We start from the raw sequence: 22,794 nt of genomic DNA, 5'->3' as shown, positions 1-22,794 counted from the left end.
AAATCGGCCGATATGATGTGTGCCGCCGCAGGCTTCTGTCACAACGACGCAAGGTGGCCGCCCGTTCGGAAAGTCAATCCGGACATAAGTGCCGGAGCAGTTCCTCCCGATCCATCGGATCCCGGCACCAAACACCCCGGTCACATGCCCCAGATCCGGTGCAGCAGCGCCAGCCAGTTGCGGTGCGCGATCTTTTCCACCAGATCCGCACCGAACCCGTGCCGGATCATCGCCTGCAGCAGCGCGGGCAGGCCAGTAACGTCGCCGATGCCTTCGGGAATGGTCGCACCGTCGAAATCGGACCCGAGCCCGACACCCTCCTCGCCCAGATGGGACAGCAGATGGTCAAGGTGGCGCATCACCGGGTCCCAGTCCATGGCGGGGGATTGCCGGCCATCAGGGCGCAGAAACGATGTCGCAAAGTTCAGCCCCACAAGGCCGCCACTTTCCGCAATCATCGCCAGTTGGCGGTCGGTCAGGTTGCGGGTCGATTGCGACACCGCATGGGCGTTGGAATGCGTCGCAACCAGCGGGGCGGTTGAGATGCGGGCCACGTCGTTGAACCCGGCTTCGTTGATGTGGGACAGGTCCAGCATGATCCGCATCTCGTCGCAGGCGCGCACCAATGCGTGGCCCGCATCGGTCAGCCCCGGCCCGGTATCCGGGTCGCCCGGAAAGCGGAACGGCACGCCATGACCGAACACTGTGGGGCGCGACCAGACCGGCCCGATGGACCGCAGCCCCATCGCGTGCCACAGCGGCAGCTCGTCAAGACTGGGGCTGATCGCCTCGGCCCCTTCCATGTGCATCACGCCCGCGATGCGGCCTGCGGCCATTGCCGCGCGGATCTGGGTGGCGGTGGTGCACAGGCTGAAATCATCGGGGGCGGCGCGCGTCATCCAGTGCAGATGCGCGGCCATCGACAGCGCCACCGGCTGCGCGCCCTTGGCGTCGATCAGATCGGGAAGCGGCAGGTCATAGGGGGGCGCATTCATCATCGCCTGATAGTCGACACTGTCATGCGCCACGGGCGACGGGATGTAGATTGCGAACAACCCGCCTGCAAACCCGCCCTGTCGCATACGGGGCAGGTCCAGATGGCCGACCGCTTTGCCGTTCGCATCCACCTCGCCCGTCAGCCACAATTCCTCGCGCCGGTCAGGCGCGTTGCAGAGCCGCAGCAGAAAATCATTATGTCCGTCAAAAACCGGGAAATCCATCATATCCTTTCCGGGGCCCGCTCAGGCCTCGAGCATCCGGTCCGCACTGGCATCAAACAGCGTGCGGGCATAATCCGTGGTCATCTGCGCACCGGCAAGCTGGTCGCGCGTCAGCTCTTCGACCGCGCGGCCATGCTGCATGACCAGCACGCGGTCACACATATGGTCGATCACGGCAAGGTCATGGCTGACCATCAGAAAGGTCAGCCCGCGTTCGGCGCGCAAGCGGTTCAACAGGTTCAGCGTTTCGGACTGCACCGAGGCATCCAGCGCCGAGGTCGGTTCATCCAGCAAAAGGATCTCCGGTTCCAGCATCAGCGCCCGGGCAATCGCCACCCGCTGGCGTTGGCCACCGGAAAGCTGATGCGGATAGCGGAAGCGGAAGTTGGCGGGCAATCCCACATCTTCCAGCGCCTTGACCACCCGCGCATCACTGCCGCCGATGCCATGAATCGCCAGCGGTTCCGACAGCGTGCGGTCCAGCGTGTGGCGCGGATGCAGGCTGGCATAGGGGTCTTGAAACACCATCTGCACCCGGCGGCTGAAGGCCCGGCCGCGCGGGGTGGGCAAGGTCTGCCCGCCGATGCGGATCTGGCCCGCCGTCATGGGTGCCAGCCCGCAGATGGCGCGCAGGATGGTCGATTTGCCCGAGCCGCTTTCGCCCACCAGCCCGTAGCTTTCGCGCGTGTCCACACTCAGGCTGACGCTTTCCACAGCGCGCACCAACTGACCCTTGATCCCGTAATGGACCGACAGATTTTCAACCTCGATCAGTGCCATCGCTTTACTCCGCCCATTCCGCAGCGCGGTCCAGCCCCGGCAACGGGGCCCGGCTGCCGCCGATACGGGGCAGGCAGTTCAGCAGACCCCTTGTATAGGGATGCTGTGCCTGCATCAGGTTCTTTGCCTCCAGCTCCTCGACCACCCGGCCCTTGTACATCACCAGAACCCGGTCGCAGAACCGCCCCACCAGCCGCAGGTCGTGGCTGATAAATATCAGCCCCATGCCCCGGTCGCGCACCAGCCCGTCAAGGATGGTCAGCACCTCGGCCTGCACGGTCACATCCAGCGCCGAGGTCGGTTCATCCGCGATCAGCAGGTCAGGGTTGGGGATCAGCATCATCGCGATCATCACGCGCTGACCCATGCCGCCCGACAACTCGTGCGGATAGGCCTCCATCACGCGCTCGGCCCCGCGGATCTGCACGGCCTCCAGCGCCTCGATGGCTTTGAAGCGCGCCGCCTTGGCCGACATGCCATCGCGCAGCCGCAGACCTTCGGTCAATTGCGCGCCGACCTTCATCACCGGATTGAGCGAATATTTCGGGTCCTGCATCACCATGGCGATCCGCTGGCCACGCAGGGCGCGCATCTCGCGTTCCGAAGCAGCCATCAGATCGGTGCCGTCAAACACCATCTCGGTCGCCTCGATCCGGCCTGGCGGGCGGATCAGCCGCAGCACGGACCGGCCCGTCATGGTCTTTCCCGATCCGCTTTCGCCTACAATGCCCAGCCGTTCGCGGCCAAGGCTGAAGGACACGCCGCGCACGGCCTCGACGCGGCCGGCTTCGGTGTCGAAGGTCACGCGCAGGTCTTTTACCGAAAGCAAGGTCATTTGCCGCTGCTCCTTGGGTCCAGCACATCGCGCAACCCGTCGCCCAACAGGTTGAAGCCCAGCGACACGATAAAGATCGCAAGCCCCGGCATCGTCGCGACCCACCACTGTTCAAACAGGAACTTGCGTCCGGATGAGATCATCAAGCCCCATTCCGGGGTCGGTGGCTGCACGCCAAGGCCAAGGAAGCCCAGACCGGCGGCAATCAGGATCACGCCAGCCATGTCCAGCGTGACGCGGATGATCACCGACGGCAGGCACATCGGCATCACATGACCCCAGATGATCCGCCCTGCCCCGGCCCCTTGCAGGCGCACGGCGGCGATATAGTCCGATGTGCGCACCGTCAGCGTTTCGGCCCGCGCCACCCTTGCATAGGGTGGCCATGCTGTCAGCGCGATGGCCAGAACCGCGTTTTCAATCCCCGGCCCCAGAACGGCGACCAGTGCCAGCGCAAGGATCAGCCGTGGGAAGGCGAGGAAAATATCGGTGATCCGCATCAGCACCTGATCGACCCAGCCACCGAAATAGCCCGCAACCGTGCCGATCAGCAGTCCGATCACCGGGGCCGTCACCGCGACCAACGTCACAATATACAGCGTGATACGCGAGCCGTAGGCGATCCTGCTCCAGATATCGCGTCCGAAATCATCGGTGCCCAGCCAATGCCCCGCTGTGCCGGGCGGCAGCAGACGCTGTGACAGGTTCTGCGCCAGCGGGTCATGGGTGGCAACCCAAGGGGCAAAGGCCGCGATGAACAGCAGCACAAGGATGATGAAAAGCCCCACCATCGCCAGCGGATTGCGCCGCATCCGCAGCCAGGCAAGATAGCTTTGCCCCAGCCGCGCCTGCGTGCGCGAGGCGGGGCTGGGGTCGCGCAGCCATTCGGTCATTGTGGCCATCAGCGCGCCCTCGGATCGACAAGGCGGTACAACAGATCTGACGCCATGTTCAGCGTCACGAAGACCACGCCCACCACCACCGTACCGCCCAGAACAGCAGGCATGTCGGCGGCAAACAGGGCATCGGTGATATAGCTGCCCAGCCCCGGCCAGGCAAAGATTGTCTCGGTCAACACAGACCCTTCCAGCAGATAGGCATAGGACAGCGCAATCACCGTGATCAGCGGCACCATCACGTTTTTCAGCGCATGCACCCAGACCACCCGCCATTCGGGCATGCCCTTCACCCGCGCAGTGGTGATGTATTCCTGCCCAAGCTCATTCATCATGAAACTGCGGGTCATGCGGCTGATATAGGCCATCGAGGTATAGCCCAGCACCGCAGACGGCAGGATGATATGGCTGACCGCGTTGCGGAACATCGGCCATTCACCGGCCAGCGCGGTGTCGATCAGGATCATGCCCGTGCGCTGTTTTACATCCAGTTCGAACATCATCGAGAACCCGGCATCAAGCCGCCCCGGCCCGCCGACCCAGCCAAGAATGCCATAAAACACCAGCAGCGCCAGCAGCCCCAGCCAGAACACCGGCATCGAATAGCCCATCAGCCCCACGATCCGCACAACCTGATCCACCCATGTGCCGGGTCTGGTGGCGGCCAAGACACCCGCAGGCACGCCGACCAGCACACCAAACAGCGTGGCAATGGTCGCCAGTTCCAGCGTTGCGGGGAAATAGCGGATGATATCGGCCGACACCTCGCGCTTGGTGCGCAGCGACTGGCCCAGATCGCCCTGCACGGCATTGCTGACATAGATCGCGAATTGCTTCCACATCGGTTCATCGAGGCCGAGCGCCAGCCGCGTCGCCTCATACTGCGCTGTGGTAGCGCGCTCGCCGACGATGGCCAGAACCGGGTCGATGGGCACCACGCGCCCGATGATGAAGGTCACCAGCAGCAGGCCCAGAATGGTGATCGCCAGCGAAAGCGCGGTGCCGCCGATCAGGCGCAGCACACGGGGAAGACCGGACAAGCGACCGGCGGGCGGGGCGGGAGTGTCGGGGGATGCGGTCATGCGCGGCAGTCATCGGCGGACGAGAGTGACCCCGCCCGCCGAACAACCCTTACTTTTCGACCAGCCAGTAGGTCACCGAGTCCACGGTGCCGCCAGTGTAGAAGTTTTTGACGTTGGAGCGCATCGCGGTGCGGTTGTTTTCCTGGAACATGGTGATGAACGGCGAGGTATCGCGGTGTACCCGCTGAATTTCCTCATACATTTCGCGGCGCTTGTCGGTATCGCGTTCGATCACGGCCGCTTCCGTCATGGTCATCAGCTCGCCCGGATCATATGCGTTGCGCCAGGCAAGACTGCCGGTCAGCTGTGCCTCATCCGAATTGTCGCCGTTGATCACGAAGGTCGATGCGTTGGTATGCGGGTCAGGATAATCTGGCCCCCAGCTTTGCAGCGTCAGGTCATGCTGGCGGGCGCGATATTCGCCCAGCACTTCCGCGCCCTCACCGATGGAAAGTGTCAGGTTGATCCCGGCCTGTGCAAAAGTGTTCTGCACCGACTGCGCCATATCGGTGCGGTTCTGGCTGTTGCGCACCGACATCTTGATGTTCAGGGGCAGGTCTACCCCGGATTCCGCCAGCAGCGCCTTGGCCTTTTCAATATCCAGCGAATAGGGCGTTTCGTCGATCGAACCCAGATAGCCGAGCGGCAGGAAGGCCTGATGCACGGTCTGTTCGTTCTTGAGGAAGCTTTCAGTCATGCCCTGGTAGTCGATGGCCCAGCGCATCGCCTCCAACACCTTGGGATTGGCCAGTGCTTCGTTCTTCTGGTTGGCGGAGATATAGTAGATATAGCCTGCAAGGTCGGTTTCCACGCGGATATCGGCATTGCCCTCCATGCCTTCGATGTCGACCGAAGTCACTTCGCGGCTGACGTCGATATCACCACGCTCCAGCAGCAGGCGGTTGGTCGCGCCCTCGGGGATATGACGCATGAACACGCGCTTGAGCTTGGCATCGCCACGCCAATGGCCTTCCCGCGCCTCAAGGATATAGCTGTCGGATGGTTTGTACGAGAGCAGCACATAGGCCCCCGTCCCCGCCGTGTTCGACTTCAGCCATTCATTGCCCATGTCGCCATTGGCCTCGTTGGCCATGACGGTTTCCTTGTCGACAATCGACCCGACGGCAGCGGTCAGGCAGTTGTAGACAAAGCTGGGCGCATAGGGCTGGTCGGTTTTCATCGTGACCGTGTCACCGTCAAAGGTGATCATTTCCTCGACATTTTCAGGCGTAAAGCCGAACTGGGTCAGGATGAAGGCCGGGGTCTTGTTCAGTTTGACCACACGCTGCAGGGAAAATGCCGCATCCTCGGCCCGCACTGGATTCCCCGAAGCAAAGGTGACGCCGGGGCGCATCTTGAAGGTGTAGGTCACGCCATCTTCGGCCACGTCCCAGCTTTCGGCCAGCCCGGGGACGAGGTCACCCGGTTGCGTCGGGTCCAGTTCTACCAGCGTGTCATAGGTGTTGTTTACCAGATCGGTGCCGGAAAACTCGAACGCTTCATGCGGGTCGATGGACACGATGTCGTCGATCGCATCCGCGATCACCAGCGTATCGGCGGGGGTTTGCGCCATCAGCGCGGCAGGGGCGGTCCCGGCCAGAAAAGACGCCAGCGCAAATGCACCGGCACGGCGAAGGGTAAGGTCAAGCTTCATGGAAGACTCCCTGTCTCTCTTGTTGGTATGCGTCTATACCCGGACCGGGCAGACGCAACTTTGACCAACTGGGCAATTTTTGTGCCCCCCTGTCAAGGCGAGTCTTAACGCTGTCACAAAGAAGGAGAGACCCATGCCGATGCGCCCGGTTTTCGATGGCCACAATGACCTGTTGAGTAAACTCTGGGCGGCTGGCGACCGCACGGGGGCCGCGTTTTTCAATGGGACAGACGGCGACGTCGATCTGGCAAAGTGCTGCGCAGGTGGCTTTGCGGGCGGTTTTTTCGCGGTCTGGGTTCCGGGCGATCCGGCGACGGCCCCCGACCCGATGGCAACCTGCCGTGCGTTTGAACCCGTCGACACCACGATGGCGCGGCAGGTGACGCTGGAACAGGCCGCGATCCTGCACCGCATGTCCGCAGACCGGCCCGATGCCATCCGCCTGTGCCGGAGTGTTGCCGAGATCGAGTCCGCGCAGGCGGCCGGCGCAATCGCCGCCCTGCTGCATATCGAAGGCTGTGAGGGGATCGGCCCTGATCTGGACGAATTGTACCTGTACCACTCCGCAGGCCTGCGCTCCCTCGGCCCGGTCTGGAGCCGTGACAACATCTTTGGCCATGGCGTTCCCTTCAACTTTCCGGCCTCGCCCGATACCGGGCCGGGGCTGACAGCGGCGGGGCGGCAGTTGCTTTCCGCCTGTAACCGCCTGCGCATCCTGTTCGACCTCAGCCACCTGAACGAGGCGGGGTTCTGGGATGTGGCAAAGCTGACCGATGCGCCGATGGTTGCCACCCATTCCGGCGCACATACGCTGACACCCGCCACCCGCAACCTGACGGATCGTCAGCTTGACGCGATTGCCGAAAGCAAGGGGCTGGTGGGGCTGAACTTCGGAGTGGCCTTTCTCCGCACGGATGGCGTGAAGAACGCCGACACCGGCCCCGAGGTGATGCTGCGCCACATCGACCATCTGATCGCCCGACTGGGCGAGGGCGGCGTGGCGCTGGGGTCGGATTTCGACGGCACGATGATCCCGCACTTCATGGGGTCAGCGGCAGGCCTGCCCGCGCTTGGCCATGCAATGGAAAAGGCAGGCTATGGTACGGATCTGATTGCGCGGCTGTGTTGGGGAAACTGGCTGGACGTGCTGCGCCGCACCATCGGCTGAACGCGGTCAGGGATGGTCATTGCGGCGATCAAAACCGGCAATGCGCCCTGATGCGGCAGCCAATGACAGGAAGACCCTTGGCATGACGCCCCCACGGCCTGCGCAGAAGGCATAAGGGGTCGTGCAACCCGCCCTGTTGTGTCGCCTGATCAGTCGTCGGCGGGCTTTCGCCCTTTTGCTTTCGACCGGCGCAATTTGCGCCACTGGTGCAGGGGCACGGCGGGGTCGGGCTGCCAGGCGACACGCGTCTTGGCCACCGCGATCCGTTGCGCGCCGTAAATCGATGCATGGCCCGAGGCGGCATAGGCCATGAAACAGCCGATGGCCAACGACACAGCATGGGTTGCGCCGAACAGTTCGATCCCCATGATCACGCAGGCCAGCGGCGTGTTGGTGGCCCCGGCAAACACCGCGACGAAACCGATGGCGGCCATCAGGTCGGTCGGCACCCCCATCAGCGACCCAAGCGCCACGCCAAGGGCCGCCCCGATGAAGAACAAAGGTGTCACCTCCCCCCCCTTGAACCCGGCTGACAAGGTGATCACGGTGAACAGGAACTTCCAGAACCAGCTGGTGTGGTCGGTCTGATCCGGCTGCAGAAACCCGATCAGCGTCGGATCGCCGGGAATCGCGCTCCAGACCCCAAGGCCCAGATAGGCGCGGGTGTCGAGCAGGTAGACCAGCCCGATGATCAGCCCCGAGGCGATGACCGGGCGCAATGGCGCATAGGGGACAAAGCGCGCCCACAGCGCCGCCAGCCCGTGCGACGTTTCGGCAAAGGCGCGGGCGCACAGGCCAAAGATCAGCCCGGCTACGGCGACCTTGGCAAACAGCACGATATCCACACCAAACCAGCCGGTGACGTCGCTGGGGATGAAGCTGATCTCGTAATGCACATGGCCCACGCCCCAGGCCAGCACCGTCCAGTGACCCACCAGCGCCGCCAGCAGCGCAGGCAGCAGGGCGTCATATTGGATGCGCCCGATCATCAGCACCTCGAGCGCAAAGATTGCGCCGGCCAGCGGGGTGCCAAACACCGCGCCGAACCCTGCCGCGATGCCGCAGATCAGCAGGATGCGCATCGACGGCGCATCCAGATCAAACCGCCGCCCCAGACCACCCGCCAGCGCCCCACCGATCTGCACAGCAGTGCCCTCACGCCCCGCCGAGCCTCCGACCAGATGGGTCAGCACGGTCGAGACCAGAATGAACGGTGCCATGCGCAACGGCACGCCGCCGCCGGGCTGATGGATTTCATCCACAATGAGATTGTTGCCGCCAGTCGATGCGCCGCCAAACTTCTGGTAGGCCCAGACCATCGCAAAGCCTGCCACCGGCATCAGCCAGATCAGCCATGGCAGATCAAAGCGCGCCTGCGTGGCCCGCTCCAGCGACCACAAAAACAACGCGACAGCCGAGCCGATCCCCACCGACAGTGGGACCAGAACCGCCAGCCAGAAGGCCAGACGCAATACCTTGCGCCATTGCCGCTGCAAAAAGCTGTGATCGTGCATGACCGGATCTCCGCCGTTTCGCGCAGTCTGGCGTCAGCGGGACTGCCCTGTTGTCATAACGGCTTGGCCTACGGGCACAAGACATGCGCGTGGGCGGAAGCATCTTGCCGTCCTGACTGTGAGCAGATGGTGTGTGGCGATGGCTTGGAATGTCAGAGTCGAACCACACGGATTGTCCGGGCAAGTCGAGGATCGGGTCACTGATGCAGGCCGGTGCGTGTAGGTGTTGCGGCCCAATCGTTCGGCACCAAGGAAATGCGCTCGTATCAAGTCATGGAGGGGCGCAGCGCAACCTCGCAGGTGCCGACCTGATCGGTCAGCCGGAAAAGCGTCGTTCTGCGCCGCAACCGAAACGTCTGGCGCGGCACCAGCACGCCCTTTCAGTGTACATTGAACCCTAATGCGCCAGCAGACTGGCAATGCGCAAATCGCCCAAAATACCCTTCGTAGCGCCGCCAAGAATAAAGTCGCGAAGGCGGGAATGGCCAAAGCCGCCCATCGCCAAAAGCTGTGCGCCCTCGGCAAGCGCCGCATCCTGAAGGGCGGTTGCGATGCTTTTTCCGTCCAGTGTCAGATCGACCGCTTTTGCATCGTAGCCTCGCAAAACAAGGGCCGATGCAAGGGTCTGCGCAAGTCCGGTCCCGTTCAGCGCCTTTTCATCCTGCACCGTCAGGACAGAGACCCTTCCCCCTGGCCGCAAGATCCGCAAGGCATCGCCAAGAGCGCGCGCGGCAACACGGCTTTCATCCCAAGCAATGGCAATGTGATCGACGACGTCCATTGGGCCCGTTGGGGGAACAAGGATCACGGGAAGGCCTGAGCCGAAGATCAGGCCTTGTGCCATGTCCTGCGTCGCAACCGCTTCGGCCGACCAAATTACCAATGACAGATCGAAGTAGCGCGATTCCGTCACAGCCAATGTCAGCGCTTCACCCGCCACGACGTCATGACTGGTGACGGAAACCCCGGCACCTGACCCGCCAGCGGTCCCGACAAGGGTTTGCAGACGTTTGCACTCTGCTTCACTGCGCGCCTCTGCTGCGCGCGAAAGAGCCTCGACGTTGATGAGGTACCCCCCGACCGGCGACGGAACCGGCGGAAACTTCGCCGCGAACGTCGAGACATGCACCTTGCATCCGAGCGCGCCTGCAAAGCTGATCGCGCGCAGGACTGCAGCGTCGGAGGCCGCTTGCGGATAGGTATTCAGGGGGATGTAGGCAATGCGATCCGGCATGGTTTAGTCTCCTTTGACAGGTGCGGTGCAGAATTCCTGCGGGTGGTACTGCATCAAACATGCGGCTTCGTCCGGAAGGACGAGGACGTTACAATCTGCGTCTTTCAGGGTCTGGCGGCCGACGCTGACCAGAACCTTCGCCCGGAGTGCGGTTGACCGCGCGCCTGAACGCCCGGATCAGACCGTTCCGGGAAGCCAGTCGCAAACATGGTCTTTTTGATGGTTTGTCCCCCCTGCCCTTCGCCTAAGGCGAGTAAATCACTCAGGATCGTCTTGTGAATTGATCCAGATCAATCAAAAGCGACTGTCCTTCGCTATTCTGCACAAAAGCCCACGGGACACAGAACGCCATGCCGCAGGACCAGTATCAAACCGTCAGGCAAGTCGCTGACCGCCTGCAAGTCGCCGAGGCGACCGTGCGCCACTGGATCAAGCTGGGCCGTTTGCGCGCAATTAATATCGGCAAGGGCTGGCGCATTGCCAATGCCGATCTGAACGACTTCCTGCGGCTGCATCAGACAGCACCGAGGGAGCACAATGATGGACCAGCCGGTCCTGATGCCGAAGGGAAGCCTTGATGCCGATACTGACCTCTTTTGCCGAAGTGGCCCTGCTTCTGGCCATGGCTGCCGGCATCGGGCTGATCGGCACGCTGGCGCGGCAGCCGCTGATCGTCAGCTTCATCGCGGTCGGGCTGATCGCGGGGCCGTCGGCGCTGGATGTCGTGCGGTCGGATGCGCAGATTGACCTGCTGTCAGAGCTGGGCATCGCGGTGCTGCTGTTTCTGGTCGGCATAAAACTTGACGTAAAGCTGATCCGGTCGCTGGGTGTGGTGTCGGTGATGACCGGGCTGGGGCAGGTCATGTTCACGGCGTTCTTTGGCTATCTGATCGGTCTGGCGCTGGGACTGGGGCACATAACCAGCCTGTACGTCGCGGTCGCGCTGACGTTTTCCTCGACCATCATCATTGTCAAACTGCTGTCCGACAAGCGCGAGATCGACGCCCTGCATGGCCAGATCGCGCTGGGGTTCCTGATCGTGCAGGACCTTGTCGTGGTGCTGGCGATGATCGTGCTGTCGGCGATCGGTATCGGTGCCTCGGATACCGGGCATGGCGGCGGGTCGGTGGTCATGGTGCTGGCCTCCGGGCTGGCACTGGTGGCGGTGGTGGTCCTGTTCGTCCGTTATGCCGCGAACCCGCTGACCGAACGGCTCGCCCGCGCGCCGGAACTTCTGGTGATTTTCGCCATCGCGCTGGCCGCGATGTTTGCGGCTGTCGGCGATTTCGTGGGTCTGGGCAAAGAGGTGGGTGGCCTGATGGCGGGCATAGCGCTGGCCTCCACCCCCTATCGCGAGACCATTGCCGCCCGGCTGGCGCCGTTGCGCGACTTCCTGCTTCTGTTCTTCTTCATCGCCCTTGGGGCCACGCTGGACCTGTCGCTTCTGGGGACCCATGTGATCGGAGCGATCCTGTTCTCGTTGTTCGTGCTGATCGGCAACCCCTTGATCGTGTTGGCGATCATGGGGGCAATGGGCTACCGCAAGCGCACCGGCTTCCTTGCCGGTCTGACGGTGGCACAGATCAGCGAGTTTTCCCTGATCTTTGTCGCCATGGGCGTGTCGATCGGGCATGTGACCGAAGACGCACTTGGCCTTGTCACCATGGTGGGCCTCGTGACCATCGCGGCATCGACCTACATGATCACCTATTCGCATCAGCTTTACGCACGCTTCGAGCCGTTGCTTGGAGTCTTCGAGCGAAAGAACACGCCGCGAGAGCCATCCGAAGCGGGGGCACATGCGCCCAGCAGCTACAGGATCATCATTTTCGGGCTGGGCCGCTTTGGCACCGCCATCGGGCTGCGGTTGCACAAACGCGGCATCCGCGTGCTGGGCGTGGACTTCAACCCGCAGGCGGTGCGGCGCTGGCGGGACCTTGGGCTTGAGGCCGATTTCGGCGATGCAAGTGACCCTGAATTTGTAGCTGAACTGCCGTTCCGGGGGGCCGAGTGGATGGTCTCGACGGTGCCGATCCACCCGACCGGCCTCAGCCACGAAGACACCCGGCGGACCCTGATCCAGCTGGCGCGCACGGCCGGTTTCTCGGGCCGGATCGCGGCGGCCTCGCACAGCAGCGGCGACAGCGAGGCCCTGTCCGGCGCGGGTGTCGATCTGGTGCTGGAGCCGTTTCAGGATGCGGCAGACCGCGCCGTGGAGCTTTTGTCCGGTGCTGTGGCCGAAGACCGAACAGATTTTCCCGAAATCGCGGCCGAGGGCCGGGCAACGGGATGACGCCCCGACGACAACCAAACCAACGAAAGGACGATTGATATGAACCGACTTGCAGGCAAGACCGCCTTCGTGACCGGGGGTGCCGTCGGCATCGGTCGCGCATGCGTTATCCGTATGGCCGAAGAAGGTGCCAAGGTTGCGATCCTTGACATGCTTGAGGCCGAGGGCGCAGCGCTGGCCGCTGAACTGACCGCCAAGGGCCATGACGCCGGATTCTGGCGCGTGGATGTGACGGACGAGGCCGCGATGAAAGCCGCCATCGACGCCGCAGCCGCCCGGTTCGGTGCCCTGAATGTGCTGGTGAACAACGCGGGCATTTCCGGCAGCCCCAAGCCCACCGATCAGGTGACCGAGGCGGAATGGGATATTGTGCTGGCCGTGAACGTGAAGGGCGTGTTCTTTGGCACCAAACACGCGATCCCGCATCTGCGCGCGGCGGGAAAGGGGTCGATCATCAACCTGTCCTCTATTGCCGGTCTGGTCGGCATCGGTGGCATCGCGCCCTATCACGCCTCCAAAGGCGCGGTGCGGCTGATGACCAAGAACGACGCGATCACCTATGCCCCCGAGAAGATCCGGGTGAACTCGGTTCACCCGGCCTATATCTGGACACCGATGGTGGAAAACCATCTGCGCGCCACCTCTCCCGATCTGGAGGCGGCAAAGGCGGCTGCGGGCGCGGCCCATCCCATCGGCACGATGGGCGAGCCCGATGACATCGCCTGGGCCGTGGTCTGGCTCGCGTCGGACGAGGCGAAGTTCGTCACCGGGACCGAGATTGTCATCGACGGCGGCTATACCGCGCGATGATGGAACTGACGCACCCCCACGCCACCCCAGCCGCCGACTGCCTTGCCGGACTTGCCGCAACACCCGAAGGACTGGGCACGCCCGAGGCTGCACGGCGGCTGGCCGAACACGGGCCAAACCGCCTGCCGGAAGTGCGCGCGCGGGGGCCGGTGGTCCGGTTCCTGCGGCAGTTTCACAACGTGCTGATCTACGTTCTGATCGGCGCGGCGGTGGTTACGGGTGCGTTGCAGCACTGGGTGGATACCGGCGTGATCCTGGCGGTGGTGCTGGCGAACGCTATCATCGGCTTTATCCAAGAGGGCAAGGCCGAGGCGGCGATGGCGGCGATCCGCGACATGCTTGCGCCAAAGGCCGCCGTCTTGCGCGATGGGCAGCGGGCATCGGTGGACGGGGCCGACCTTGTCCCCGGCGACATCGTACTGCTGGAGGCGGGCGACAAGGTTCCCGCCGACCTGCGGGTGATCGAGGCGCGGGGGCTGGCCGCGCAAGAGGCCATCCTGACCGGCGAGTCGGTGCCAGTGGAAAAGGGCCAGACCCCGGTTGCCACCGATGCCGCCCTTGGCGACCGCCGTTCGATGCTATGGTCAGGCACGCTGATCACGCAAGGCACCGCCCGCGGTCTGGTGGTGGCGACGGGTCAGGCCACCGAGATCGGGCGCATCGGCGGGCTTCTGGCCGGGGTCGAACAGCTGACCACCCCTCTGGTCGCGCAGATCGACCACTTCGCACGCTGGCTGTCATTCCTGATCCTGCTGGTGGCGGGGCTTTTGCTGGCCTGGGGCACCTACGTACTCCAGATGCCGTTTGCCGATCTGTTCATGGCCGTGGTCGGCGTCGCCGTCGCGGCGATCCCCGAAGGCTTGCCTGCAGTGATGACAATCACCCTTGCCATCGGCGTGCAGGCCATGGCGCGCCGCAACGCCATCGTCCGCCGCCTGCCCGCGATCGAGGCCATCGGGTCGGTTTCGGTGATCTGCACCGACAAGACCGGCACGCTGACCCGCAACGAAATGGTGGTGGCCGCGGTTGAAACGGCAGAGGGAGCCTTTGTCATCCGTGGCGAAGGATATGCGCCCGAAGGGGAGATCACTCCGGCGGGCGACCTGACGCCGCTCGCCCGGGCGGCAGCCTTGTGCAACGATGCAAGCCTGCATCGCAAGGATGGGGATTGGATCGTCGAGGGTGACCCGATGGAGGGCGCGCTTCTGGCCTTTGCAGGCAAGGTCGGTGGCGATCACAGGCAGCGCCGGCTGGACTCCATCCCCTTCGACAGCCGCCACCGCTTCATGGCAGTGCTGATCGACGGGCCACAGGGCCGCGTGACCCATGTGAAGGGCGCGCCGGAACGCGTGTTGGGAATGTGCGGCAACATTGACCTGCAGCACTGGCACCACCGCGCCGAAGCGCTGGCGCGGCGGGGTTTGCGCGTGCTGGCACTGGCAGAACGTCCCGAGACGGGTGACCGGATTGACCCGGCAGAACTGGAGGGCGGGCTGACTTTCCTTGGTCTTGTCGGCCTGATCGACCCGCCGCGCCCCGAGGCGATTGCCGCCGTGGCGGAATGCCGGGCGGCCGGTATCCGGGTCAAGATGATCACCGGCGACCACGCTGGCACCGCTGCGGCCATTGCAGCGCAGATCGGGCTGGAAAACCCCGGCCGGGTGTTGACCGGTGCCGATCTGGACAAGCTGGACGACGCCCAGCTGGCGCTGGAAGTCGCCTCGGTCGATGTGTTTGCCCGCACCAGCCCCGAAGACAAGCTGCGCCTTGTCACGGCGCTTCAGGCCAATGGCCTTTCCGTGGCGATGACCGGCGACGGGGTGAATGACGCCCCGGCGCTCAAACGCGCCGATGCGGGCATTGCCATGGGGCTGAAAGGGTCCGAGGCGGCGAAAGAAGCCGCCGACCTGGTGCTGGCCGATGACAACTTCGCCTCTATCGCCGCAGCCGTGCGCGAGGGACGCACGGTCTATGACAACCTGAAAAAGGTGATCAGCTGGACCCTGCCCACCAACGCAGGCGAATCTCTGGTGATCATAGTGGCGCTGATCGCGGGCATGGCCCTGCCGGTCACGGCGGTGCAGATCCTGTGGGTCAACCTGATCACCGGGATCACCCTTGGCCTCGCGCTCGCGTTCGAGCCGACCGAGGCAGGCACCATGGTCCGTCCGCCCCGCGCACGCCATGCGCCGGTGCTTTCGGGCGCATTGGTCTGGTATGTGGTGTTCGTGGGCTTTCTGTTCGTGGTCGCGATCTTTGGCATGTTCAGCTATGCGCTGTCACGCGGCTATCCGCTGGCCCTGGCACAGACCATCGCCATGAACACCTTGGTGGTGCTTGAGATTTTCAACCTGTTCTTCGTGCGCAACATGCACGGCACCTCGCTGACATGGGCGGCCTTGCGCGGGACAAAGGTGATCTGGGGCGTGGTCATCGCCGTCACTGCGGCGCAATTCGCCGTCACCTATGTGCCGCTGTTCCAAAGCGTCCTTGGCACGCATGCAGTCTCGCTGACCGACGGATTGCTGATCGTCGGCGTCGGCGTCGCGTTCTTTGCAATAGCCGAGATCGAAAAGCAAATCCGGCTGGGCCTGAGGGGATGAAAAAGATCGCCGCATACGAAAATCGCCCGCCGATGACCCGTCAGCATGACCTGCGGCACCTGAATGCCGTTGCCGTGGTCGGTCCATGACAGGCGGAGTGCTGGGATTCTTGGGCGGAATCGGACTGTTTCTGTTCGGCATGGAGACAATGACAGCGGCGTTGCGGTCGCTTGCCGGGGATGGATTGCGACGCTGGCTGTTGCGCATGACCTCCAGCCCGTTGCGCGGCGTTCTGACCGGGGCGGGCATCACCGCTGTTGTGCAATCCTCGACGGCCGTCACGGTCATGACCATCGGCTTTGTCGGCGCGGGGCTGATCAGTTTTTCGCATTCGCTGGGTGTGATCTATGGGGCCAGCATCGGCACGACGATGACCGGCTGGATCATCATGCTGGTCGGGGTAAAGCTCAAGCTGGGGATCGTGGCCCTGCCTGTCCTGTTTGTGGCATCCCTGATGGGAATTCTTGGTGAGGGCCAGCTCGCACGGCTGGGCCGGATGCTGGCAGGGCTGTCGCTGCTTTTCATCGGGCTGGACCTGATGCAGGCCGCATCAGCGGGGGTTGAGACCTATGTGACACCCGACTGGTTGCCCGGGGACACATGGGCCGGACGGCTGGTGATGGTTGCGACGGGTCTGATCCTCGTGGCGATCATGCAAAGCTCGTCGGCGGGGATAGCGTTGGCGCTTGTGCTTCTGGGGTCTGGTGCGCTGACCTTCGGGCAGGCGGCGGCGATGGTGGTGGGCATGAACATGGGCACCACGCTGACCGGGTTTCTGGCCAGTCTGGGGGGCGGCAGCGAGATGCAGCGGGCAGCCGTTGCCAACCTGTTGTTCAATTCCATCTCGGCCATGCTGGCGTTTCCGCTGATCAGCGTGCTGGCACCGCTGCTGCACAACCCGCTTACCGGGCCGGATGACCAGACGGCACTGGTCCTGTTTCACACCGGATTGAATGTGTTGGGCGCAGCCCTGTTCCTGCCGTTGACAAGACCCTTTGCCGCGCTGGTGATCTGGCTGGTGCCGGACAGGCCGGTTACGCTGGCGGCGGCGCTGGACCCGCAGCTTCTGGCAGACAGCGGCACCGCGCTGGATGCCGCCGCGCGCACAGCGACGGCCATCACCGAGGCCATTGGTCAGGCGTTGCAGGCGGCACTGGCCCCCCAGGGCGCACGCGACCTGCGCCCGCTGGCCGCGCTGCCCGGCCGGGTAGAGCCAGCCCGCAAGGCGCTGGAAACCTGGCTTTCACGGCTGCAACTGGCCCCGGACCGGCCAGATCCGCTGAACCGGATGGCCGCGCTGATGCATCTGACCGACCATATCACCCGGCTGACCGCGCGCAGCGAAGAGCGGGGCCGCATCGCCCATCTGGCCGACAACCCGCGACTGGCACGACCTGCCCGTGCCATTGCCGCAGCCCTGTCCAGGCCACCAAAGCCGGGTCAGGCCAGCAGGCTGTCTGACCGCATCCGCGACATCACACTGCAGCACCGGCGTGGGGCATTCCTGCGCAACCATGCGGACCTGATCAGCCCGGCGGACGTGTTTCGGGAAACCGATGCGCTGCGCTGGCTGGACCGGGTCGCAGAACATGCCGAGAGGATCGCCCACTACGGTGCACAGGCGGCAGGCCCGCAGATTGGGACCGCGCACCGGGTGTGACAGGGTTGCAGGACATTTGCCGACCCTGCGGGGCAACATGACATAAATCAACGACAGGCCAGAAAGGGCCGCCGATCATTGGGTCCGAGGGTTGTGGTGCCAGGGCACAGAGGGGTCCGTGCCGCCGCCTTCGTGCGCCCCATGAAAAGCAGATCAAACCCGGGGTGAAATGGTGACCTGTGACACAGCCGGAGTAACCAGATTTTCTTCGATTCCCCGATCAGTGCCCCCAGTCCAGAAGGAAAGAGGCCAAGATGACCAGACTCAGGAAAACCCCGCAGTTGCCCCCCGTTTCCCCGCCGGTGGTCGCCGGGCTTCCGGCAGTGATCGAGACACCACAACCAGCCGAACATCCGCATCAGAATTTTGACCGCGCCGCCCGAGCAGCGTTTGCGCGGCTGTCCGGCGGGACCTCCACCCATGCCTTCATCGAGGCGTGGAGCGACTGGGCCCAGCATCTTGGCCGTGCGCCCGGCCGTCAGTTGGAACTGGCCGAACATGCACAGCGCAGCCTGTTGAAGCTGATGGCTCTGGCGACCAGCCCCGGCGGTGCCCCGCCCTTTGCCCCAAAGCCCTATGACCACCGCTTTAACCATGACGGCTGGCAAAAGCCGCCGTTCCAGATGTGGCAGCAGGGGTTTCTGGCGATGCAGGACTGGTGGGACCATGCCACCGAACCGATGCGCGGCCTGCGCCCCGATGACGCCGAGCGCACGCGTTTTCTGGCCCGCCAGACGCTGGATGTTCTGTCACCCTCGAACGCGCCGTTGCTTAACCCCGAGATCATTGCCGAAACGGTCAGGACCGGGGGCCGCAACCTGACCGAAGGTGCAGCGCATTTTGCCCATGACGCGATCAAGACCCTGACCGGCCAGCGCGACCCGGCCCCCGAAGGCTATCAGGTTGGCAAGGATCTCGCCTGCACGCCCGGCGTGGTCGTCTATCGCAATGAGTTGATGGAGCTGATCCAGTACACGCCGCAAACGCCGCAGGTCCATGCCCGCCCGATCCTGATCGTCCCGGCCTGGATCATGAAATACTACATCCTCGATCTGTCGCCCGAAAACTCGATGGTGCGCTATCTGGTCGGGCAGGGTTTCACCGTCTTCATGATCTCGTGGACCAACCCGACCTCTGATCAGCGCGACCTGTCGTTGGAGGATTACCGCAAGCGCGGGGTGATGGCCGCGCTTGACGCTGTGACCACAATCGTGCCGGACGCCCCGGTTCAGGCCGTCGGCTACTGCCTTGGCGGCACCATTCTGGCGATTACAGCGGCGACGATGGCCCGGGACGGCGACAACCGCTTTGGCTCGGTCACCCTGATGGCCGCGCAAGTGGATTTCGCCGAAGCGGGCGAGCTTTTGTTGTTTCTCGACGAAAGTCAGGTCGCGTTTCTGGAAGATCTGATGTGGGAACAGGGCTATCTTGACCGCCCGCAGATGGCCCGCGCCTTTGCGGCAATCCGCGCCGAAGACCTGATCTGGACCCGTGCCGTCCAGCGCTATTTTCTGGGTCGCGAGGATGTGCCCACCGATATAGGGGTCTGGCTGTCGGACACGACGCGGATGCCGGCCCGCATGCATTCGCAATATCTGCGTGGGTTGTTTCTGGAAAACCGGCTGACGGCGGGGCGCTTTGCCGTCGAGGGCCGGGTGATCGCGCTGAAGGATCTGTCTGTGCCGCTGTTCGTGATCGGCACCGAAACCGACCACATTGCGCCATGGCGGTCAGTCTACAAAACCAAGCTGTTCACCGACTGCGACCTGACCTTCGTGCTGACAAAGGGCGGCCACAACACCGGCATCCTGAGCGAGCCGGGCCACAAGCGGCGGCACTACCGCAGCGCGCACCGCCCGGCAGGGGCGCATTATGTCGGCCCCGACGCCTGGCTGGCAGAAACCGAACCAGAGCCCGGCTCGTGGTGGCCGCATTGGGCCGACTGGCTGGCAGCGCAGGGCGGTGGTCTGGTGCAAGCGCCTGCACTGGGTGCCCCGGATAACGGCCTTGCCCCGCTTTGTCCCGCCCCCGGCACTTATGTGATGCAGCCCTGACGTCTCCCGACGTCAGGATGACAGCCTGACCCTCGCCGCCAGATGAACGCGGTTTGATCCGTGTCAATGCGCGGCCGGGTCAAAGCTGAAAGTGTAGATGAAACACAATCCTGGGAGGGTGAAATGTATCAGCATATTCTTGTGGCCGTGGCTCTTGACACCGATCACGCGCCGGAGCGGCCCTTTCAGGCCGCAAAGAACCTGTTGTCGCCCGATGGCAAGGTGACTGTATTGCATGTGAAGGAGAAGATCCCGGGCTATGCGATGTCATACATCCCTTCGGATTATGACGCCGATCTGAAACTGGCGATCCGTGATCAGCTGAACGGCCTGGCCGCGCAGTTTGCAAATGGCGCGGGCGTGTTGATCGAGGGGCATTCGGGTCAGACAATTCTGGAATGGGCCGAGGCAAATCAGGTGGATTGCATCGTGATCATGTCGCACCGGCCCGGATTGCAGGACTATTTCCTTGGCTGCACCGCTGGAAGGGTCGTGCGCCACGCGCAATGCTCGGTCCATGTGGTTCGCTGACAGATGTCTGCGGGCCTGCCCAGAGATGGCAGGCCTCGCGCACGGCTGAGCCGGAAGCGGGGTAGAGTCCCCGCGCGTCCTCCGGCCCTCACACACGAGGGCCGGGTCCGAGAGCTTCTCCGCCGTCAGAATTGCATGCTGTAGGAGACCCCAACGCCCACCGAACGCGTGGTCCCATAGACAGCGTCGCCGACCCGCAGATTTCCCGTCAGGCTTGACCCGTTCTCAAAGGCATAGGTGTAGTCAACGGTTGCGAAACCGCGGGTGCGGTTCGGTGTGAAGGTGCCACCAAAATCGAAAGTGGCCAGCCCGGGAATGTCGGATGCCCCGGTCAGGCGCGGACGTTCCGGGTTCAGTTCCCGGTCGACGCCAACTCCGAGTGCCAGACGGCCACGCTCACTTACGTCAAACGCGCCGGTCACACCCAACGTTGCCACGGTCCGGCTGCTGCGCATCTCGTCATAGCTGGCGTTAAAGCTGGCGCCGGTTTCGGCATAGGCCTCGCGGCGGGTGTCGTAATGCGCGATGCCAATCTGCGATGTGATCAGCCAGTCCCCATGCTCAAGCCCGTGGCCAATGCTCGCCTGTACGGCCCGGGTTTCGACTGTGGAAGAGCCTGTCGCCAGAAGCACATCTGTCAACAGACGGCCACGGGCGATTTCACCCTCGGATGTCATATAGCCGATTGCACCGCTGAATTGCAGGCCTGTGCGCGCGGCACCCCCTGCGCTGTACTGGCCCCACAGGGCTGCGCCCACATCCGTATCCATGTCGAACGCGTTGTTTTTCAGGCTGGTGCCGCTCAGGCTGAGCGTCGCGCCCAGTGTGACTGTGCCACTGATCCCGCGCCCGAAGCTGATCGCGCCAACCGAAGAATTGCGCGCGCCAACCGTCGTCGGGTTGCGCCCGGTGTGCTGGATATTGGTCTGAGCAGACATGACCATCTGACCGGATTGCACAAAAGCTTGCTGCCCCATGGTCTGACCCAGCGCAAACTGCTGTTCGGCTTGTGCGACCGCACTGTCATTGCCAAGGATCGGGACAGAGGCGGTGAGGTTGGCAATGTCTTCCATCGTGCCACCGCCATCCGACCCGCTCCCAGCGCGCCAGATGAAGGCTCTGGTTGTCCCCATATCAAAGTGATCATCTCCGTAACTTGCACTCTCCCCCACCACGATAGACCCGTCGGCACTCACGCCGGTGGCAATGCTGTCGGATGCTCCGGTCAATCCACCAAGGTTCTGCATGCCCTCGCCTTCAACCCATCGGAATGCCCAGGTTGATGCGCCATTGTTGGAAGATCCCACCACGACAGTGCCATCGGCATTCACAGCCGTGGCGTCGCTGTTGCTTCCGCCCTCAAACGTGCCGAGGTCTTCCATCTGGGGGTTGCCGGAAACACCGCCTGTGCCATTCGCGACCCAGCGAAAGGCATGTGTTGAATCATCGGGGGTGGCAGCGGAACCCACAACAATAGAACCATCCGGGGTCACCGCGTTCGCTTGACTCCGGACATACCCACCGAGGCTTCCCAAAGACTGCATCCCAACGCCTTCGACCCAACGGAAGGCGACCCACCACCCGGTGGAGTAGTGTCCCACGATGACGGTACCATCAGAATTGACGCCCAAGGCCTCGCTGTGGTCTCCGCCGAAGAGAGCTTCCATCGAGGTTTCAGTCCAGCGATAGGCACGCTTGATATCTGAAACCATGCTGTATCCGACAACGACAGATCCATCCGGACTGACCGCATTCGCCGTGGTGTCCCCCCCGGCCAGAGTGCCAATATCTGACAGTCCCACACCTTCAACCCATCGGAATCCGCGATCCCAGCTGGTACCCACCACGACAGTACCATCTGCACTGACGCCTCTTGCCGTGGTGTGGGCGTTGGACAGCACACCAAGGTTTTGCATTCCGCCACTCTGCGTCCAACGGAACGGGCGCATGCCGTCGCTGGTGTTGGCGTACCCGATCACGACAGTCCCGTCAGCACTGATGCCCGATGCGCCGCTGCGCGTTCCGGTGTCCAGCGTGCCAAGATCACAGATTTCATATGCCTCTGTCCCGACCGGGGCCGCGCTATCGCACACCAGGTCCTGCGCAAAAGCTGTTGCGCCCATGCAGGACAGCGTGACAACCGCCCCCAGGCTCAAGCCGACGGCCTGCGACACGCGTCCTCCTTGCAGATGAAGCATGCCCATACCGTCTCCCATTCCGGATCCGTGAAAATAGTTAATTTTTTGCATTCACTTCCAGTGCGGGCCTGCGGAGTCCAAGTCAACGATTGATGTCCGACTGCCTGCGTTTGAGGCAAAAGGGGAACAGTCTCATAGCGCGTTGCGACTTCTGTCCTGCCACCGGGCGGCGCGCGGAACTGTCATCGCGTACAGCGGGTCGGGCGATTGCGATGTTCAGGTGCAGGGCGAATCCGCCCCGGTTCTGGCAGCCAAGGGCCGA

General features: G+C 63.5%; 17 protein-coding genes. 8 read left to right on the top strand and 9 right to left on the bottom strand.

From position 1 onward, the window contains the following. Positions 1 to 140: 140 nt before the first annotated feature. From Q7J44_RS00595 to Q7J44_RS00570, 6 genes are read right to left on the bottom strand one after another with little or no spacing between them, the layout of a single operon-like run. Entirely contained in the window at positions 141 to 1,220 is a 1,080-nt protein-coding gene (locus Q7J44_RS00595; RefSeq protein ID WP_370692928.1) for a dipeptidase, read from the bottom strand. A 21-nt stretch (positions 1,221 to 1,241) separates the two neighbouring features. Then, positions 1,242 to 2,000 (bottom strand): ABC transporter ATP-binding protein, encoded by a 759-nt coding sequence (locus tag Q7J44_RS00590; RefSeq protein WP_304875983.1) that lies wholly within the window; start codon positions 1,998 to 2,000, stop codon positions 1,242 to 1,244. Positions 2,001 to 2,004: 4 nt separating this feature from the next. Next, the gene (locus Q7J44_RS00585; RefSeq protein WP_304875981.1) at positions 2,005 to 2,835 is read right to left on the bottom strand and encodes an ABC transporter ATP-binding protein; all 831 of its coding nucleotides are present in this window, start codon (positions 2,833 to 2,835) and stop codon (positions 2,005 to 2,007) included. Beyond that, positions 2,832 to 3,737 (bottom strand): nickel transporter permease, encoded by a 906-nt coding sequence (gene nikC, locus Q7J44_RS00580; RefSeq protein WP_304875979.1) that lies wholly within the window; start codon positions 3,735 to 3,737, stop codon positions 2,832 to 2,834. The genes Q7J44_RS00585 and nikC overlap by 4 nt, the downstream gene beginning before the upstream one ends. After that, positions 3,737 to 4,813, bottom strand: a complete 1,077-nt coding sequence (locus tag Q7J44_RS00575; RefSeq protein ID WP_304875977.1) for an ABC transporter permease — start codon at positions 4,811 to 4,813, stop codon at positions 3,737 to 3,739. The genes nikC and Q7J44_RS00575 overlap by 1 nt, the downstream gene beginning before the upstream one ends. Positions 4,814 to 4,862: 49 nt before the next feature. Continuing rightward, positions 4,863 to 6,467: an ABC transporter substrate-binding protein gene (locus Q7J44_RS00570; RefSeq protein ID WP_304875975.1), complete on the bottom strand. Its 1,605-nt coding sequence runs from the start codon at positions 6,465 to 6,467 to the stop codon at positions 4,863 to 4,865. A gap of 139 nt (positions 6,468 to 6,606) precedes the next feature. On the opposite strand from Q7J44_RS00570, the gene Q7J44_RS00565 reads away from it, so the two are divergent. Further along, positions 6,607 to 7,635 carry a dipeptidase gene (locus tag Q7J44_RS00565; RefSeq protein ID WP_304876362.1) on the top strand — a complete coding sequence of 343 codons (1,029 nt, stop codon included), beginning with the start codon at positions 6,607 to 6,609 and terminating at the stop codon, positions 7,633 to 7,635. 149 nt (positions 7,636 to 7,784) lie between these two features. Here Q7J44_RS00565 and Q7J44_RS00560 read toward each other — a convergent pair whose 3' ends face one another. After that, positions 7,785 to 9,149 (bottom strand): voltage-gated chloride channel family protein, encoded by a 1,365-nt coding sequence (locus Q7J44_RS00560; RefSeq protein ID WP_304875973.1) that lies wholly within the window; start codon positions 9,147 to 9,149, stop codon positions 7,785 to 7,787. Between the two features lie 397 nt (positions 9,150 to 9,546). After that, on the bottom strand, positions 9,547 to 10,383 hold the full coding sequence (locus tag Q7J44_RS00555; protein WP_304875971.1) for a universal stress protein: 837 nt from the start codon (positions 10,381 to 10,383) through the stop codon (positions 9,547 to 9,549). Positions 10,384 to 10,733: 350 nt separating this feature from the next. On the opposite strand from Q7J44_RS00555, the gene Q7J44_RS00550 reads away from it, so the two are divergent. The 7 genes from Q7J44_RS00550 (at position 10,734) to Q7J44_RS00520 (ending at position 20,334) form a co-directional block, all read left to right on the top strand. Next, positions 10,734 to 10,961, top strand: a complete 228-nt coding sequence (locus tag Q7J44_RS00550; RefSeq protein ID WP_304875969.1) for a helix-turn-helix domain-containing protein — start codon at positions 10,734 to 10,736, stop codon at positions 10,959 to 10,961. Further along, the gene (locus Q7J44_RS00545) at positions 10,961 to 12,676 is read left to right on the top strand and encodes a cation:proton antiporter (RefSeq protein WP_304875968.1); all 1,716 of its coding nucleotides are present in this window, start codon (positions 10,961 to 10,963) and stop codon (positions 12,674 to 12,676) included. Before Q7J44_RS00550 ends, Q7J44_RS00545 begins: the two co-directional genes overlap by 1 nt. Positions 12,677 to 12,715: 39 nt before the next feature. Beyond that, positions 12,716 to 13,486 (top strand): SDR family NAD(P)-dependent oxidoreductase, encoded by a 771-nt coding sequence (locus tag Q7J44_RS00540; RefSeq protein ID WP_304875966.1) that lies wholly within the window; start codon positions 12,716 to 12,718, stop codon positions 13,484 to 13,486. Next, on the top strand, positions 13,486 to 16,089 hold the full coding sequence (locus Q7J44_RS00535) for an HAD-IC family P-type ATPase (RefSeq protein WP_304876360.1): 2,604 nt from the start codon (positions 13,486 to 13,488) through the stop codon (positions 16,087 to 16,089). The genes Q7J44_RS00540 and Q7J44_RS00535 overlap by 1 nt, the downstream gene beginning before the upstream one ends. A gap of 109 nt (positions 16,090 to 16,198) precedes the next feature. Further along, entirely contained in the window at positions 16,199 to 17,749 is a 1,551-nt protein-coding gene (locus Q7J44_RS00530) for a Na/Pi cotransporter family protein (protein ID WP_304875964.1), read from the top strand. 254 nt (positions 17,750 to 18,003) lie between these two features. Continuing rightward, entirely contained in the window at positions 18,004 to 19,803 is a 1,800-nt protein-coding gene (locus Q7J44_RS00525) for an alpha/beta hydrolase (RefSeq protein ID WP_304875962.1), read from the top strand. Positions 19,804 to 19,926: 123 nt separating this feature from the next. Continuing rightward, positions 19,927 to 20,334: a universal stress protein gene (locus Q7J44_RS00520; protein ID WP_304875960.1), complete on the top strand. Its 408-nt coding sequence runs from the start codon at positions 19,927 to 19,929 to the stop codon at positions 20,332 to 20,334. A gap of 125 nt (positions 20,335 to 20,459) precedes the next feature. On the opposite strand, the gene Q7J44_RS00515 is transcribed toward Q7J44_RS00520, so the two are convergent. Beyond that, positions 20,460 to 22,508: an autotransporter domain-containing protein gene (locus Q7J44_RS00515; protein ID WP_304875959.1), complete on the bottom strand. Its 2,049-nt coding sequence runs from the start codon at positions 22,506 to 22,508 to the stop codon at positions 20,460 to 20,462. Positions 22,509 to 22,794 lie beyond the last annotated feature (286 nt).

It is taken from the genome of Pseudotabrizicola sp. (assembly GCF_030656345.1).
Taxonomy (GTDB): domain Bacteria; phylum Pseudomonadota; class Alphaproteobacteria; order Rhodobacterales; family Rhodobacteraceae; genus Pseudotabrizicola.
This window is presented reverse-complemented; position numbering and strand designations above follow the sequence as displayed.

Bases quoted from the DNA above. Each gene is read 5' to 3' on its own strand.
- Q7J44_RS00595 (WP_370692928.1), bottom strand. From the start codon at position 1,220: ATGGATTTCCCGGTTTTTGACGGACATAATGATTTTCTGCTGCGGCTC.
- Q7J44_RS00590 (WP_304875983.1), bottom strand. From the start codon at position 2,000: ATGGCACTGATCGAGGTTGAAAATCTGTCGGTCCATTACGGGATCAAG.
- Q7J44_RS00585 (WP_304875981.1), bottom strand. From the start codon at position 2,835: ATGACCTTGCTTTCGGTAAAAGACCTGCGCGTGACCTTCGACACCGAA.
- nikC (WP_304875979.1), bottom strand. From the start codon at position 3,737: ATGGCCACAATGACCGAATGGCTGCGCGACCCCAGCCCCGCCTCGCGC.
- Q7J44_RS00575 (WP_304875977.1), bottom strand. From the start codon at position 4,813: ATGACCGCATCCCCCGACACTCCCGCCCCGCCCGCCGGTCGCTTGTCC.
- Q7J44_RS00570 (WP_304875975.1), bottom strand. From the start codon at position 6,467: ATGAAGCTTGACCTTACCCTTCGCCGTGCCGGTGCATTTGCGCTGGCG.
- Q7J44_RS00565 (WP_304876362.1), top strand. From the start codon at position 6,607: ATGCGCCCGGTTTTCGATGGCCACAATGACCTGTTGAGTAAACTCTGG.
- Q7J44_RS00560 (WP_304875973.1), bottom strand. From the start codon at position 9,149: ATGCACGATCACAGCTTTTTGCAGCGGCAATGGCGCAAGGTATTGCGT.
- Q7J44_RS00555 (WP_304875971.1), bottom strand. From the start codon at position 10,383: ATGCCGGATCGCATTGCCTACATCCCCCTGAATACCTATCCGCAAGCG.
- Q7J44_RS00550 (WP_304875969.1), top strand. From the start codon at position 10,734: ATGCCGCAGGACCAGTATCAAACCGTCAGGCAAGTCGCTGACCGCCTG.
- Q7J44_RS00545 (WP_304875968.1), top strand. From the start codon at position 10,961: ATGCCGATACTGACCTCTTTTGCCGAAGTGGCCCTGCTTCTGGCCATG.
- Q7J44_RS00540 (WP_304875966.1), top strand. From the start codon at position 12,716: ATGAACCGACTTGCAGGCAAGACCGCCTTCGTGACCGGGGGTGCCGTC.
- Q7J44_RS00535 (WP_304876360.1), top strand. From the start codon at position 13,486: ATGGAACTGACGCACCCCCACGCCACCCCAGCCGCCGACTGCCTTGCC.
- Q7J44_RS00525 (WP_304875962.1), top strand. From the start codon at position 18,004: ATGACCAGACTCAGGAAAACCCCGCAGTTGCCCCCCGTTTCCCCGCCG.
- Q7J44_RS00520 (WP_304875960.1), top strand. From the start codon at position 19,927: ATGTATCAGCATATTCTTGTGGCCGTGGCTCTTGACACCGATCACGCG.